Here is a 16,462-nt window from a genome sequence, read left to right as displayed (position 1 = left end):
CCCAAGGGTAACAGGCGAAAACCGTTCGTCGGGCGTTTCGCGGAAAACCCTGGCAGAAAAAAGAGGCTTCCGTTTCCGTGAAGCCTCTGAAAGAAAGGCCCGCGCGGACGCGCGGGCCTCGGGGGTATCGCTTTGCCGGTGAAGCTTAAGCGAGTTCGTCGAAGCACTCGGCCAGGATGGCCAGGCCCTTCTCCAGTTGCGCGTCGGGGATGGTGACGGGCATGAGGAAGCGGATGACGTTGTAGTAGGTGCCGCAGGAGAGCAGGATCAGGCCCTTCTCGCGCGCACGGACGACGATCTTGCTGACCAGCTCGGCGGCCGGCTTGTGGGTATCGCCGCCCTCGAACAGCTCGATGGCCACCATCGAACCCAGGCCACGAACGTCGCCGATCACCTTGTGCTTGGCCTGGATCTCGCGCAGGCCGGCCTTGAGGCGCTCGCCGACGGCTTGCGAACGCTCCAGCAGCTTCTCTTCCTCGAACACCTTCAGCACGGCCAGTGCCGCGGCGCAGGCGATCGGGCTGCCGGCATAGGTGCCGCCCAGGCCGCCGGGCGCGATGGCGTCCATGATCTCGGCCTTGCCGGCCACGCCGGAGATCGGGAAGCCGCCGCCGACCGACTTGGCGAAGGTGGTCAGGTCAGGAACGATGCCCAGTTGCTCGGTAGCGAAGAAGGTGCCGGTACGGCCGGCGCCGGTCTGCACTTCGTCGGCGATCAGCAGGATGCCGTGCTGGTCGCACAGGGCACGCAGGCGCTGCATGAAGGACTTGGAGTTGACGTAGAAGCCACCCTCGCCCTGCACCGGCTCGATGATGATCGCGGCGATGTCCTGGGGCTGGGCATCGTTCTTGAAGATGCGCTCGATGCTGGCGATGGAGTCGTCCTCGCTCACGCCGTGCAGCTCGCAGGGCGCCAGGGCGCGGAAGATGCCGCCCGGCATCAGGCCCATGCCGGCGGAGTACGGGACCACCTTGCCGGTCAGGCCCAGGGTCATCATGGTGCGGCCGTGGTACGCGCCGGTGAAGGCGATCACGCCAGCGCGGCCGGTGGCGGCGCGGGCGATCTTGACGGCGTTCTCCACGGCTTCGGAGCCGGAGGTGACCAGCAGGGTCTTCTTCGGGAAGTCGCCCGGCACGCGCTTGGCGATTTCCTCGGCCAGCTCGATGTAGGGTTCGTAGGCCAGCACCTGGAAGCAGGTGTGGGACAGCTTGCCCAGTTGCTCCTGGACCGCGGCGATCACCTTCGGATGCAGGTGGCCGGTGTTCAGCACGGCGATGCCGCCGGCGAAGTCGATGTACTCGCGGCCTTCCACGTCCCAGACGGTGGAGTTCTCGGCGCGCTCGGCGACGACCGGGTGGATCTGGCCCACGCCGCGGGGTACCGCGGCCTGGCGACGCTTCAGCAGGGATTCGTTGGTCTTGCTCATGGCTTCCTCAGTGGCCGCTCATCGGGTCGGCCGGGTCAAAGGATGAAGGCGGGAAGGAAGCTCCCCAAGGCAGCATGCGATGATCGACTGCCTCGGGACTTGCAGGCCCGCCAGGGCTCGGAGCCGCTTCGCGATCGGCGACCGCGTCTCCCGGTTCGTCCGGTGCCACCACCGGCAACGTCGACACCGGACGGCGCAGCTCTTGCCTGCCGTCCGGCCCCTCCGGATGCGTTCCTCGCCGGGCTCAGATACCGCCCAGGCAGAGGTACTTGATCTCGAGGTAGTCCTCGATCCCGTACTTGGAACCTTCGCGGCCCAGGCCCGAGGCCTTGATGCCGCCGAACGGCGCCACTTCGTTGGAGATCAGGCCGGTGTTGATGCCGACCATGCCGTACTCCAGTTGCTCGGCGACGCGGAACACGCGGGCCAGGTCGCGGGCGTAGAAGTAGGACGCCAGGCCGAACTCGGTGTCGTTGGACATGGCGATGACCTCGGCCTCGTCCTTGAAGCGGAACACCGGCGCCAGCGGGCCGAAGGTCTCGTCCTTGGACACCAGGGCGTTCTTCGGCACGTCGACCAGGATGGTCGGCTCGAAGAAGGTGCCGCCGAGGGCGTGCGGCTTGCCGCCGGAAACCACCTTGGCGCCCTTGGAGACCGCGTCGGCGATGTGTTCCTCGACCTTGGCCACGGCCTTGGCGTCGATCAGCGGACCGGTGGTCACGCCGGCTTCCAGGCCGTTGCCGATGTTCAGCTTGGCCACGGCGGCCTTCAGCTTGTCGACGAAGGCGTCGTACACGCCGTCCTGCACGTACAGGCGGTTGGCGCAGACGCAGGTCTGGCCGTTGTTGCGGTACTTGGAAATCAGCGCGCCCTCGACGGCGGCGTCCAGGTCGGCGTCGTCGAACACGATGAACGGCGCGTTGCCGCCCAGCTCCAGGGACACCTTCTTGATGTCCTGGGCGCACTCGGCCATCAGTTGGCGGCCGATTTCGGTGGAACCGGTGAAGGTCAGCTTGCGCACGATCGGGTTGCTGGTCAGCTCGCCGCCGACTTCGCCGGCGCTACCGGTGACCACGCTGAACACGCCCTTCGGAATGCCGGCGCGCTCTGCCAGTTCGGCCAGGGCCAGGGCGGAATACGGGGTCTGCGAAGCAGGCTTGAGCACCATGGTGCAGCCGGCGGCCAGGGCCGGGCCGGCCTTGCGGGTGATCATCGCCGAGGGGAAGTTCCACGGCGTGATGGCCGCGGTCACACCGATCGGCTGCTTGATCACGATGATGCGCTTGTCCGGCTGGTGGCCGGGAATGGTGTCGCCGTAGATGCGCTTGGCTTCTTCGCCGAACCATTCGAGGAAGGAAGCGGCGTAGGCGATCTCGCCCTTGGCCTCGGCCAGCGGCTTGCCCTGCTCGATGGTCATCAGGCGGGCCAGGTCGTCCTGGTTCTCGATCATCAGGTCGAACCAGCGGCGCAGCTTGTTGGCGCGCTCCTTGGCGGTCAGCGCGCGCCAGGCCGGCAGGGCCTTGTCGGCAGCCTCGATGGCGCGGCGGGTCTCGGCGGCGCCCATCTTCGGCACGCTGCCGATGATCTCGCCGGTGGCCGGGTTGTTCACCTTGATGGTCTGGCCGTTGTCGGCATCCACCCAGGCGCCATCGACGTAGGCTTGTTGACGGAACAGCTTGGCATCTTTGAGTTGCATGACCTGTCTCCTTCGAGGAATGCCGTGAGCAGCGGGTCTACCTCGACTACCCCGCGTGCCTGGTTGTCTGGTTCGGTTGTAACCGGAAAGTGTTGCCTGCTGGTTATTCGAAAGGGCCAGCGCCCCGGTGTTCCATTTCCTGCGCCCTGTGCCAGCGGCGTCGCCGTTACCGGCCGGCCACCGTGCGCAACGGGCGGACGCGGAAGAACGCGACCGCCGGCAGGCGTCGGGGAGGATACGAAAGGCTCGTGCGGGAAAGGGAACGCGGACGAAACGCCACGCCGGCACCACGGCGGCCCGGCAGCGCGAAAGGCCGGACGAGCGACGGGCAGGTCAGAAAGAGGTCATTCCAGGGGCACGCGGCCGGCTGAACTGATGCCAATTCCCCGGTCTCCTGTTGTTGTGGCTTTGGGGGCGTTTGAAATCTCAAACGAATCCTAGGGCCACCACTGACAAAGGGCAATACCCCGTTCGATAAAATCAACGAAAGTCGGAAAATTCTGCTGCTTTTCTGAGCACATCCTCGACGGACGGTCATTTTCGTTCGAAATCACGAACGTACGCACATGGAATGGACTCCCGCCGACGAGATGCGTATGATTGCGGCCTGCCGCGCGAGCCGCGGCGCTGCATCCGTAGCTCAGCTGGATAGAGTACTGCCCTCCGAAGGCAATACTCATCGAGTTGTGAAGGGTGTCAGCTAATGGTCAAATAGGCCGCCGCAACACATACGCACCAGTAGCTCAGCTGGATAGAGTACCGCCCTCCGAAGGCGGGGGTCGTGGGTTCGAATCCCGCCTGGTGCGCCATATCTCATTGATTTATCAAGCGTTTTATAAGAGACGATAAATCAACCTGCCCTCATCCCAGCTACGCCTTGAATTCAATCAGCCCTGCTTGAAGCGGAAAATGAGCACTGCCTGAACAGCTCGATTTAGGTTGGTTTTCGGGTTGTGCCAATTCTGTGCCTAAACCGTGCCCCCAAGTCTGGCCCGCCCGTTCGGCGAACCAGAATTTTGAGTGCTAGCCATAAGCTGGCGTCTAGGCTGCAGCTCGTTACTGAACTGAGAGCAACCACTACATATTGCATGACTACAGTCACTCGACTGGTAGAAGGTGAGTTGCCTTGTTCGCTGCTCCAGAGCCCCAGAGAGAAGCACAGATAGCCAACGAACAACGTCCATATATGCCAGGTAAGGCCACCTCAAATGATACGGTCAGATCGAACCAAGCCTGTTTTATAGGCAAACTTTCGGCTCTGCTTTAACTCGACCAATTTCCATTTGGACCAGCACCACGCACTCATGACACCTGCTGCCCCATGACGGTGCCATGAGCGCGCTCACAGACTATGCCAGCGCATCCTGCCTTGGGGACCGATAATCCGCTCTCAAATTGTCTTGCAGGAGTTGATGACCACGCATACGCATATTTTCCAGCCGCTGATGGGCTTCGCTTTTCTCGACACCCAAAATGCTCTCTGCCAGCTCTTTCAACTGCCCAAGTCTATTTTGAGCCGCCCTGAAAACCTTGGATTCCGACCCCACCATCTGCAAGATATCCAACTCAATCGAGTGAGCCAACTCGTTGACGTTCTCGACTTTATGCAGTTGTCGGTTTGCATATTCATCCAGGGTCTGGACCATCGTCTCAAACTCCTTGTACAACATCAGCGCCGCATCGGTTGAATGATCCCATTCCTGCATGACTTCACTCAGGCTCTTGCCCTCATGCAACAGTTCCTTGCCGAGCGTGGAACTGTAGGCGCAGATACCCTCGTACTGGATGCCGCTGTCCTCCAGGTGGTCCCTGATTTCTTCGATCACATCCTGAAGGGTCGACATGGGGCGCAGATCAGCCTTGTTGAGCACCACGTACAGCGGTCTGTCGTCCGCATGCTGAAGCAGGAACTCCAGGTCGTTGGCAGGCAAGGTGCCGTTGGTATCCAGCGCAACCAGCCAGATCACGGCATCCGCCTCGCTCAGAACGGCGCTGGCAATGCCATGGTCGGCAGCGGTGTCCGCAGTGTCTGAAGCAGCAGGGTCGTAACCCGGCATATCGATGAAGGCCAGGTGCTGGACCTCCAGCATCGGCGCCTCGATCACCACATGGGGCATGACCTCCTTGACGTTGAAGCCCATGTTGGCGATGAAGTCATGCGTCAACTGAGCGTACTCGTCCTTCGTCAGCGCTACATGTGCCCCTTTACGCGTGTGACCGTAGATGGAGAGTTCACGGCCAGGCATCACGTAGGTGGGAATTGCAGTGACCGGCTGGATGCCCTTGGCCAACAGTTGCGAATGCTCCCTGTGCATGAAGCTGGTAACAAAGGATGACTTGCCGCTGCTGAAGCCACCCGCCACAGCCACCAGGGATTTCGTACGCAGCGCGGGCGAGTCGCTCAGCAATTCCACATGCAGACTGATGGACTGGGCCTGCTCAAGTACCATGCTCGTAACATCCGCTGGCAACTCAAGCCGTTGTACATCCCGCGCGAATTCACCCGCAAACCAGCTCTTGAGCTCGCTCAGGGCGGGATTTTCGGCTGGCTTGCCGTTGAGGATATTGCAGACCAACCGGTAGCGGCGCTCGACCAACTCAGCTGTGGCCTGCAATTGTCCATGCTCCTCCTCAAGACGCTGATGCGCGGCTTGCAGCTGTGCATGTGCGTCCTCCAGAGAGGCATGCGCGCGCTGCAGTTGCTCCAGCTCACCTCGCTGCAATTTATGGGCTTGCGCCAGTGCCGCATAAGCGTTTGTGCGCTCACGCAATTGCTGCGTTTGTGCGGAGTGCTCTGCCTGCAACTGTCCGTGCAGGGCCTGCAACTGCTCAAGATCACTAGTGGTCGCACCCAGCTCGGCACTGACCCCTGCCAGCTCGGCCTCGATGCGCTGACGCAGCGCCTGCATGCGCAGCGTATGCTCATCGGCCTCCTCGACATGCTGCCGAAGTTGCTCGATCAGCGCCTTGCGCCCCCACGGCCAGATGCGTTTCAGACGCGTGAGGGCAGGCTCGAGCCGGGGAACAAGCAACAGATCAGACATGGCGTTGCAGCTCCTTCAGCTCGGCCAGCAGCTCATCGTAGCGCTGCAGGGTCTTTTCCTTCTCCTGGATCTGCGCCCGGAGTCCGTTGAGCTGCTCTTCGTAATGATCGAAGAGCCGGGCTCCCACATCCGCAGCCTTCAGACGTTCCTCAAAAGCTCTTGTTAGCTTTCGGGCTTCCTGGCTAGCAGCCTTCCTTAGCTCATGAAGATACTCGAGGGCGGCACTTTCAAACCGGCTGGCGTCGCTTCCTCTCAGGGTGCCATTTTGCATCAGCCTAGATGGCACCGGAGGCAACTCCGGATCATCAAATTCACTCACTTCGCGCAGAGCGGCACGGCATGCCTGCGCCAGGCGGGAGGTGTCGATATCTCGATCCTCTACAACCTTATACTCCCGCAACGCCGCCAGAACGCCCGTCTCGATCGTACTTCGCAGTCCCTGCCGAGTGCGGTCGACAATCGTGACCATTTGGGTACTGAAGGACGAATGAAATGCCTCAAGCTCGCTGCGAATTCTGGTCGCGTCAATGGTCTGGACAGTTGTGGACGTGCGCTCTGCGCTAACCAATCCAAAAGTAATTAAACTCAATGCCTTACGGCCGAAACTCGGGTCCGTATACTCGACCTCGTAGTCTTTGGATTGCTCTGCCGCATTCTGGGCGTTGCCGAAAAGCTCATCGGCCTTGCTGTTTATCTGGCTGCGCAAGCTCCCCCCTGCGTCCTCTGCAATATCCCCAACGGCAACGTTGGTTACCCGAATGGCCCTCTCACGACCGGACTGCATGGCGCTGAGCTTTTCTTCAAGATCCTCGGGCCTGGTCTTTAGGAAGGCTTCACGGTTGGCCGATACGACCCCGGGAGCACCTTCCACACTTTCCCGCAAGGCCCTGACCTGGCCCTCCAGAAACGCATTGACCTTTTCTTCGGTGATGACCTGCTTGCGCCCGCGAACCTGCTCCAACATTAGGTTGGTCTGGCCAATGCCGGCCATGGCCTCGAGATGTGGCCTGGCGCTTTCCAACTGGGTGAACTCCGCCGGGTAACCTGAGCGCAGTAGCGACCAGACATGGCGCACAGTGTCATCCCACTCGGTTTCCGGCTGGGTTAGCAGTGCGTGGGCAACGCTGGAGGTAACTACCAGGCGCTCCGCCAGTTGGCTCTTGAGCGTATCCAGCCCCTGATTGGTGGCGTTCTCCGCCGCCAGGGTGTTGCTGGCCTGAGTGGCCAGGGTGCTGCGCAACCCCTGCAGGACATCGGGCAGGCGACCGTCGTGCTTATCGCGTTCGCTGCCGAACAGCTGTCCGTCGACCTGGCTGGCGACCAGGAAGACCTCGCGCACGCCATCCTTGTAGGTCAGACGACCCATCAGATCCAGATCCTGCCTGTTCAGGAACTGCCCTGCCGGGCTGACCACGAAGACCACATCGCAGTTATGCAGCTCCTCCATGGTGCGCTCTTCACGGGAGCGGACCGGGTCATTCACCCCGGGGGTGTCCACCACATCCACGCCCTGCAGGGAGGGTATCGGCAGATACAACGTCAGACACTTCGTGAAGGGTGTGAGCCGTCCACCTGACCCGACATAATTGGCCAGCTTGCCTTGCAGGTCCGCAAGATCGCGTCCGTCAACGCGCTCCGTCTTGCCTCCCTTGTCGCCCAAACCACCTGCGTCGCAAATTCGCGCGTACATATCCTTTGCGCCGCCGAGCCTGGGGTCGGTGTCCAGTTCGCGTTTCACCGACGCGCTGAGGCGCTCCGGGTCCGGCTGCGATACGTTACGAGCGCCCGGGCGCGCCGCCCTTTCCTCAGCCGCCTTCTGCCTCTCGGCCAGGAGCACCGTGAACCGCGAGTCATATTCCTCAGCCAGCTGGCGCATATCGTTCACGTCTTCCGGGCGGAAATACTCCACCTCGGCATAAGGCATGTCTTGGTCGGTGTAGCGCAGGATGGTCAACGAGGCGGTCATGGGAGTGGCCGCCTTGGGCAGCACATCATTGCCGGCGAACATCAGCGCATTGAGCAGCGAGGACTTGCCCGCTTTGACCCGACCGATGATGCCTACCCGCAGGTTGCGCCCCTCCCTGGCCATTGCCAGCGCATCCTCCCGCACGATTTTCGCTTTGAGCGGGGCGCCCTTTTCACCGTACAGCCCATCGGTAAAGCCGGGACCGGGATATCGGTCGACGATGTCGTCGAGCTTCTCCATGCCATTGACGAGATTGGTGATGCGCTGTTCCAGCGACACAGCGTTTTCCTTGACGGTTACAACAGTCATTTTTAGTTAGTTCTCGCTGTGTTAGTGCTTGACGGTCTGGAGATGGGTATCGGCCAAGGCGCGGACTTCGGCGAGCGCATCTTTCAGCACGCCTATCCGGGCCTCCAGATTGCCGCTTTCAGCTTCCTTGTTGATCTTCTCCAGAACCTCCTTCTGCGCCTTGATCCGCTCATCAAACGCCTTGCAGACCGACTGCACGATTTGCTCCTGGGCCTGGAGCAGGAATTCGAGAAGCTGAGGACGCAAATGGCTCTCAACCGATGGAAATACTTGGGTGCGAATGGCCTCCTTGGCCTGCTCAAGTTTCTTCCCTTCACCGATGCCGCCGAAAATGGCGCCAAGCACGCTCGGCAGAATGGTGGCCACGACCTGCAGGATGGGATTGGGGATGAATCGCATCGCGGCCATGCCGGACATCATGCTGGTGATCACGGTGCCCGTGCCGCCGGATTTATCACCTAGGCCGGAAAGCAGGCCGGGCAGCAACTGCGATTGCAGCGTTTGCAGCAAGCTGTCCGTCCAATTGTTCTGGTTCTGGGACAGATTCACGTCCGTGCGCAGGGAGCCACTGACGTGCTGGCTGAACTCGGCGACCATCCGGGCGGACATGCTGTTGGTGGCGCTTTTGAGCCCAGAGGTAAGGCAACTGCGCACCTCGTTGGAGATGATGCGAGTCATCTCATCCTGACTGCGCAGGGCAGCCTGGGCCAACATATCCACGGAGCCGGCCAGGCGGTTGCGCACCGCACGCAAGATGTCATCCGCAGCCCCCTCCAGGTTACCTCCCTGGCTGGCCTCAGACTGCTGCTGACGCTCCTGCTCCAGAGCAACCAGGGCATCTTCCATGTCCTTGATCTTCCGCGCGTTGGCCTCCTTGCTGCTTTCCAGCCCTTTCAGTGCGGTGTCCAGAATGCCCTGCATGTACTGGTTATGGCCGAGTAGCGAATTCTCGAAGATCGCGCCGAAAATCCTCTCGGGATCGAAGCTGCCCAGCATCGCCTTGACCGACGCAATGTCGTTCTTGCTGACAGCGCATACCTCGGCCTCAAAGCCCTCGTCCCCAAGTTGTTCGCGGATGTAATCGCAAATGCCCTGCACATCGGCGGCAGGTTTAAGGTCAGCCTTGTTGATGCAAACGGTGAAGCCGCGCTCCATGACGGTGACTTGGTCCATGTTGCTGATGATCTGCTGGTGCAGTGCGCCTTCTTCAACACTGACCACAAACAGATAGTGCACGCCATCACCGATGTAACGGTCGATGGCTTTGTTGTGCGCATCCAACGGCGAGTTGAAGCCTGGCATATCCACCAGCACCAGCGGCGCCAGCTCCTTCAAGGCCGGGCGATTGAGGTGCAGGCGCAGGAACTTGAGCTGTTCCGCTCGGGCCTGCAGGGCTGGCAACTGGTCGACGCCATATTGCTCGGTACGCCCATCGGTAAAAAACGCCTCAATACGCTCATGGGTGTCGTGGCGCAACTCGGTTGGAATAGCCGTTTCCGGCTTGATATCCATGGGCAGGATACTGCTGCCCATAATGGCATTGAGCAGTGAAGACTTACCGGCGCTGAATGCCCCCACCACGGGCACCAGCAATTCGCGCTCGGCAACCGCCTGCGCAAACGCCTGAATCTGTGCAGGCTCACCATTAATTTCCACCTCAGCCGTACGGGCTTTCTCGATGACCTGCGCCAATTTCTTCAGGTAATCGAGAAGATTATTTTGAGTTTTCAGCATAACTACTCCCTCTGGGATATTCCTTGCCGTATGGGTGTGCTGGGTTCTTTAAAAGCAACTTCAAGCGAGTCATACGCTGTTAGTGGGCGGTCGATCTGCCCTAGATATTGCGAACTACGATGCTGGTTATGGCTCCGCCGATGGGAATGACTGTGGTGGTGCGGTAGCCGCGGAAATGGGTGAGCTTGACGGACTTAAGGCGCATGGGGATTTCCTTATCTATAGCTGGCCGGAGAAGGCTTTTTGACTCAAGGACACAAATGCGCCGTCAACATAAGCAGCACTCTCCACCACGCGCTGACCGGCAATGTTGGTCGCTCTCACAATTGAGGAAAATTTAAGTTGCCGACTATAGTCCGGCAACGAAAGAGTGAATGCCTCAAGCTCCTCACGATTGAGCTTTGGAATATTTGCACGGGCAGGCAACGACTCGGTATATGCGGTGAAGAAATCAGAGAGGAGCAACATCCATAGGAACTCCTTAGTTGCAACACCCTCCACAGGCCTGACCGGATACATGTCAGCTGAACACAAACCCACCCCTTCTGCCATTGCGCACTTCCTAAGATATGGTCGTATTTTTGAATACAACACATAGCGATCATCAAAAAGAAATTTCTTACTAATAAGTCCTTCCTCTCGCGCAGTTAGCGCGGGAAGCAGCTTGCCAATTTTTTTCTCTATCCGATCCGGGCCGATATGTATTAAATCTATATATTCGTCGACTCGCGGATCAACCATTGGCGCATCCAGCACGGCAACATCAGAAAACCTAACGACATTTTCTGCACCCTCAATCACATCGCCGAACATGTCCAGAAACACGGCACGGAGGAAGTCGTCGGCGAGTTGGATGGCTTGTTGGCGTTTGCGGCGGATGGCGTCGGCCTTGTCGAGAATGGCGGCGATGCGCTTTTGTTCGGGCAGGGGTGGAACTGGAACAACATTCTCCTTGAGAAACTTAAAGTGTCTGCTATAACCAGCAGACTCAATATTCAATGAGGACAAATAATAGAATAAGAACTTCTTGTCCAACTCAGCCTTTGGCTCAAGTACCTTTGCACCATCAGCACCCAAGCAAAATGGCTCATCTATAAATTTAAAAATCCGGGTGTGATCACCAAATACAATTGCAGGACACCCATCCAAAGAGACTACTGACTCATCATCTGTATAGCCGCCAAATTTCTGCTGCCCTTGGTCAACTATTGGAAACCTGCCTTGCTCCAAGTATTCAGATTTCTGCAGCTTCGAATATTCAGATGTGGCGTCTTTGACAGCCAAGCTGAACGGCAATACATCCCAGTGCGCAGGAAAAACTTGGCTCACAGCATCCCCTCCAGCTCATCCAGATCCGCCAGAATCTCCTGCTCCAGACCTTTGAGCCGTTGCAGAATCACCTTTGGCTCCTCAAAGGCCTCTTGCTGGTACTCCACTTCCTTGTAGCGGTTAATAGAGAGGTCGTACTTGTTGGCAGCAATATCCTCTGCGGGTACGACAAAAGCCTTTTTGCGCTTGTCGCCAAACAGGGTGTTTATAGTGCTGGCGCTGATATTGCCCTCGACCATCTGCCGGTATTTGTGCCACTGGGCGATGGCATCGGGCAGGTCGTTGCTGCCCTCGCCCTTCAGCTCGGTGCGCTTGTCGTCCAGCGAGTAGCCGTCGGCCTGCAAGTCGTAGAACCACACACGCTCGGTGGTGCCGCCCTTGGTGAAAATCAGGATGGCGGTGCTGACGCCGGCGTAGGGTTTGAATACGCCGCTGGGCAGGCTGACGATGCCTTCCAACTGGTTGTTGTCGAGCAGCTCCTGGCGCAGTTGCTGATGCGCCTTGCTGGAGCCGAAAAGTACGCCGTCCGGCACGATCACGGCGGCACGGCCACCAAGTTTGAGCGAGCGGAGGATGTGGGCGACGAACAGCAGCTCGGTCTTCTTGGTTTTCACCAGGCCGAGCACGTCGGGGTTGGTGTTTGTCTCGTCCAGGCTGCCTTTGAACGGCGGGTTGGCCAGCACCACATCAAAGAAGTTTTCTTCCTGGCGCGGGTAGTGCTCCTTGATGGATTTGCTCAGGGAGTCCTGGTAGCGGATGTTCGCGCCGTTCACACCGTGGAGCATCATGTTCATGCTGGAGACGCGCAGCATGGTGGTGTCGAAGTCGAAGCCCCAGAACATCTGGCTGTTGATGTGCTGGCGGTAGGGTTCGAGCAGGTCGCCGGAGTAATGCCGGTTGCCGTCTTCGTCGGTGAAGGTGCCTTCCGGGCTGGAATGCACGCGGTTGAGGTATTCCATGGTGCGCGCAAGGAATCCCGCCGTGCCGCAGGACGGGTCGCAGATCACATCGGTGGGCTGCGGGGCGATCAGTTCGATCATCGCGTCGATGATGTGGCGCGGGGTGCGGAACTGGCCGTTGATGCCGGCGGTGGTGAGCTTGCTCAGCAGGTATTCGTAGATATCGCCCTTCACGTCGCTCTGGGTCAGCGGCAGGTCGTTGACCATCTCCACGGCGGAGGTGAGCACGGACTCGTTCTTGATCTCCAGATCGGCGTCCTGCATGTATTCGCTGATATGGCCGAGGCCTTCGCGCTCACCGCCCTCGCCTTCGGCACTGCCGAGCTGGGCGAAGAACGGATAGACCTTCTGCTTGAGGTGGCTGTGCAGCTCCTTGCCGCTCATGTTGCGGAAGTTCTTCCAGCGCAGCAGCTGGCCTTCCGGGGTATTGGGGAACAAGCGGTCGAAGGCCTTGCCGGTGCGGTTGGCTTTGCGCTCGGCTACGTCCTCCTGCATGTCGAGCATGCGGGCGAACATCAGGTAGCTGATCTGCTCGATCACGGTCAGCGGGTTGGTGATGCCGCCAGTCCAGAATTTTTCCCAGAGCTTGTCGATATCGTTGCGGATTTTGCCGGTGAGCATTCAGTGGTCTCGATCTGTAGGTTGTGCGGCCATCAGGCGGGGGTGCCGGGCTGGTCGGGGTTCTTCAAAAAGGGTTTGAGCACGGCCACCAGCTCGGTGACATCGGCGGGGGCGAACACGCCGTCGATGCCCTCGTGGGAGATGCTGGAAAACGGCGCGTCGTAGAGTGTTTCAATCACGATGCTGCCGTGCTGGGCGATGTAGTTTTTCAGCAGGTTCATAAAGCGCACCTGCTGGGCGGTCAGGCTGGGATGGGCATGGAGGAACTGTTTGAAGTGTTCCTCAATGGCGTGTGCATCCAGGCCAATAATCTCGCGTACGGTGAGGTGCAGTTGATCGGCTGTGCGACCGTAGAACTCGTTGAGCACCTCCAGGCTGACGCCGGGGTGGCTGGTGAGGATGGTCGAGGTCAGGGTTTTCAGCTCGCTCTCGGCAATGGGTTCGCCCTTGTGGATTTTTTGCAGGGTCGGGTTGGCGGCGAGCATGCCGGCAAGGATGTCCTTGAGGCGGCGGCGGTAGATCATGGCCTCGCTGGCGCCAGTGATGTACACCGCGCGCTCGTCGCCCAGCAGGTTGCCATCCTTGGTTTTGGTGGTTCCTATGCCATCACCCGGCCCGGTGCCGGTCTGACGATATTTCATGATGCCGCGCAGTTCCTGGCGGGCGTTTTCCAGCTTGTCGATGCTCGGCTGCAGCCAGAAGTCGGCGCTGCGTACTTCGGCGATCAGGGCATCCTTCTGGCGGACGGCCTGGATATTCACGGCGAGCTTGTCCAACTCGGCCAGCAGGGCAATTTTGCCGTCCTCGAAGCAGGTGGCCTGCTCGACCAGGCAGCACTGAATACCGGCGATCAGCTTATCCAGCGCAGTGGCGTGTTTGTCGCGCAGCACGCGGGCCGACATCAACGGGGCAATGGTGTTGGCCAGCAGGTGCTGGGTTTTGCCATCGAACTGCTGCAGCTGCTGGGTTTGTTGCAACTGGTGCACGGCGCGCAGTTCACGCTTTACCGCCACGCTGGTGTCGGGCAGGTCGTTGATGTCGGCACGCAGCAGGGCAATGGCGGCGTCAAAGGCAGCGGCATGGTTATGACGCAGGGCGGCCTGGGCCAGCGCTAGGCGGGCTTCGAAGGTGGTTTGCAGCAGGGATTTGCTGCCGGTGTCTTCCGGCTCCTGATACTCCTGCTCGAAGAAATCGAAATTGCCGTAGTGGTCGAAGATCAAAAACTCGGTTTTGTCTTTACCGGGGCCAAACAGGTTTGGGCGCAGGCGCGTACCGCGGCCAATCATCTGCCAGAACTTGACCCAGGATTTGACCGGCTTGGCGAACACCAGATTGACCACTTCCGGTACGTCGATACCGGTGTCGAGCATGTCGACCGAGATGGCGATGCGGAAATCGTTATCCGGTTTTTTGAATTCCTTGATCAGGGTGTCCACGTGCGGGATGGCATTGTGGATGACCTTGCAGACCTTGGTGCCGTACTGCGGGTAGAGCTTGCAGAAGAGCTTTTCCAGGTGCTCGGCGTGGTCCTGACGCTGGGCGAAGACGATGGTTTTGCCGACCAGTGAGCCGGTCTCATCCTTGATGCCGTTGTTGATCAGGTTTTCCAGGATGATGCGGTCGGTGTCTTCGCTGAAGATTTTGCGGCCGATGTCCTTGCCGGCGATGGTGGTGCGCTTGGCTTCTTCTTCGCCGAGGTCCTCTTCGAGCTGACGCTTCTGCTCGTCGCTGAGGTCGTTGTAGTGGATGCCGTCACGCAGGAAGTCCGTGGTGAGGTCCTTCACGCGGAATGGCACCAGATACGGCGGCTCATTATTGATGGCAGCATCGAGGCCGAACTCGAAAGTCGGGTCGGTGGTTTCGCAGTCGAACATATCGAAGGTGTTGCGGCTGATGAACTTCACCGGCGTGGCGGTGAGGCCGACCTGCAGCGCGTCGAAGTAGTCGAACAGGTCGCGGTACTTGTTGTAGATACTGCGGTGGCTTTCGTCGGCGATGATCAGGTCGAAGAAGCCCACATCAAGCTGGGCGAAGCGGTTCATCATGCCCGGGTAGGTGGCGATGAAGATGCGCGCGGTCTGGTCGACCTTGCCGGTTTCGCCGATCACACAGCGCGGCTCGCTGGGCAGGTTTTGCTTGAAAGCGTCATCGGCCTGCACGCGCAGCTCTTTGCGGTCGCAGAGGAACAGCACGCGCTTGGCCCAGCCGGTGCGCAGCAGCAACTCAGCCAGGGCGATGGCCACACGGGTTTTACCGGTGCCGGTGGCCTGGATGATCAGGGCTTTGCGGCGCTGCTGCTGGAAGTGCGCGGCGACAGTTTTGATCGCTTCGATCTGGTAGGGGCGGTCGGCAATGCTCAGCTCGGGGTTGTGTTTCTCCAGGGTGGGGACGCGGTACTGGCGCTGATAGGCGAGGTATTCGAGGCTGTCCTTGCTGTAGATGCCGTACACCGGGCGGTAGGTGTTGTACTGCTTGTCGTCCCAGATAAAGGTTTCGTAGCCGTTGCTGTAGAAAATCACCGGGCGCTGCATGCCCATGCGCTCGAAGCCGTCGGCGTACATGCGAGCCTGTTCGCGCCCGGCTTGCAGGCTGAGATTGCCGGATTTCTTGGCCTCGATCACGGCCAGGGGCTGGCCGTTATCGCCCCATAGCACGTAGTCCGCACGGCCCTTGCCGGAGACGTTGCCGGGGAAGTCGACGTCCACTTCCTGGCCGACCTGCGCGGGGTTGCTGACATCCCAACCGGCTTGCAGGAGCATGGCGTCGATCAGCAATGCGCGGGTTTTGGCTTCGTTCCACTGCAGGCTGTCGGCCACCTGCTGGCTCTGCTGCTGACGCTTTTGCTGGTCAGGCTTGGCAGGCGGGTCGACCTTGTCGAGGTGGCGGGTGCGCTCCTGCTCCAGCTTGTCCATCACGCTCTGCAGCGCTTCCTGCTGCTGGTTGAGTTCCTTCTCATAGCTGGAGACGGTTTTCTGCAGACTGGCCAGCATCGCCGCTGGGTCTTTGACCTCGGTAAATGCGGGGATCGAAGCTTGCGCGGTGCCGTAGTACTTGATGGCCATGTACATGGCCAGTTGGTAGGCCGTTTTCAGAGCCAGCTGGGCATTGCGCAAATCACCTTCGGCACCGTGGGCGGTGTCGTTGCCCTGGATGCGCAGGAAGTTGATCTGGTGCACCAGGGGCTTGCTGACGCAATCAACAAACACCGGGTTTTTCACCAGGTCGTAGAAGCTCGACTGCGGCATGCGCGGCAGCAGTTCTTCCTTGTAGATGGCTTTGGTCAGTTCTTCGGCAAAGCTGCGCAGACGGGTGAGCGCGCTGCCCGGATCGATGTGCAGCACAGCCTCGGCAAGACCGGCGAGGTTGGCCAGCAGCTCG

At 59.9% G+C, this 16,462-nt stretch carries 8 protein-coding genes and 1 tRNA gene; 1 reads left to right on the top strand and 8 read right to left on the bottom strand.

Annotated elements, in window-relative coordinates; all coding sequences use genetic code 11:
- Nucleotides 1-145 precede the first annotated feature (145 nt).
- A complete protein-coding gene (gabT, locus tag LE197_RS30405; RefSeq protein WP_003106268.1) occupies nucleotides 146-1,426 on the bottom strand; it encodes a 4-aminobutyrate--2-oxoglutarate transaminase in 1,281 nt (426 codons plus the stop codon).
- Nucleotides 1,427-1,670: 244 nt separating this feature from the next.
- Nucleotides 1,671-3,122, bottom strand: a complete 1,452-nt coding sequence (gabD, locus tag LE197_RS30400) for an NADP-dependent succinate-semialdehyde dehydrogenase (protein WP_003106269.1) — start codon at nucleotides 3,120-3,122, stop codon at nucleotides 1,671-1,673.
- 732 nt (nucleotides 3,123-3,854) lie between these two features.
- Between gabD and LE197_RS30395 the strand changes: the two genes are divergently transcribed.
- Nucleotides 3,855-3,931: transfer RNA gene (locus tag LE197_RS30395), tRNA-Arg, on the top strand.
- A gap of 540 nt (nucleotides 3,932-4,471) precedes the next feature.
- Here LE197_RS30395 and LE197_RS30390 read toward each other — a convergent pair.
- The 6 genes from LE197_RS30390 to LE197_RS30365 form a co-directional block, all read right to left on the bottom strand.
- Nucleotides 4,472-6,166, bottom strand: a complete 1,695-nt coding sequence (locus LE197_RS30390) for a dynamin family protein (RefSeq protein ID WP_003160954.1) — start codon at nucleotides 6,164-6,166, stop codon at nucleotides 4,472-4,474.
- Nucleotides 6,159-8,411, bottom strand: coding sequence for a dynamin family protein (locus LE197_RS30385; protein WP_003160955.1), 2,253 nt, complete (start codon nucleotides 8,409-8,411; stop codon nucleotides 6,159-6,161). Before LE197_RS30385 ends, LE197_RS30390 begins: the two co-directional genes overlap by 8 nt.
- A gap of 51 nt (nucleotides 8,412-8,462) precedes the next feature.
- A complete protein-coding gene (locus LE197_RS30380) occupies nucleotides 8,463-10,175 on the bottom strand; it encodes a dynamin family protein (protein ID WP_003160956.1) in 1,713 nt (570 codons plus the stop codon).
- A 219-nt stretch (nucleotides 10,176-10,394) separates the two neighbouring features.
- Nucleotides 10,395-11,504 (bottom strand): restriction endonuclease subunit S, encoded by a 1,110-nt coding sequence (locus tag LE197_RS30375; protein ID WP_003160958.1) that lies wholly within the window; start codon nucleotides 11,502-11,504, stop codon nucleotides 10,395-10,397.
- Nucleotides 11,501-13,084: a type I restriction-modification system subunit M gene (locus LE197_RS30370; RefSeq protein ID WP_003160959.1), complete on the bottom strand. Its 1,584-nt coding sequence runs from the start codon at nucleotides 13,082-13,084 to the stop codon at nucleotides 11,501-11,503. The genes LE197_RS30375 and LE197_RS30370 overlap by 4 nt, the downstream gene beginning before the upstream one ends.
- A gap of 32 nt (nucleotides 13,085-13,116) precedes the next feature.
- Complete coding sequence (locus LE197_RS30365) at nucleotides 13,117-16,425, bottom strand: DEAD/DEAH box helicase family protein (protein WP_226033791.1); 3,309 nt, start codon at nucleotides 16,423-16,425, stop codon at nucleotides 13,117-13,119.
- Nucleotides 16,426-16,462 lie beyond the last annotated feature (37 nt).

This window comes from Pseudomonas sp. PS1(2021) (assembly GCF_020405165.1).
GTDB lineage: Bacteria > Pseudomonadota > Gammaproteobacteria > Pseudomonadales > Pseudomonadaceae > Pseudomonas > Pseudomonas aeruginosa.
The sequence above is the reverse complement of the archived record's forward strand: the minus strand, read 5'-3'. Positions and strand labels throughout refer to the sequence as shown.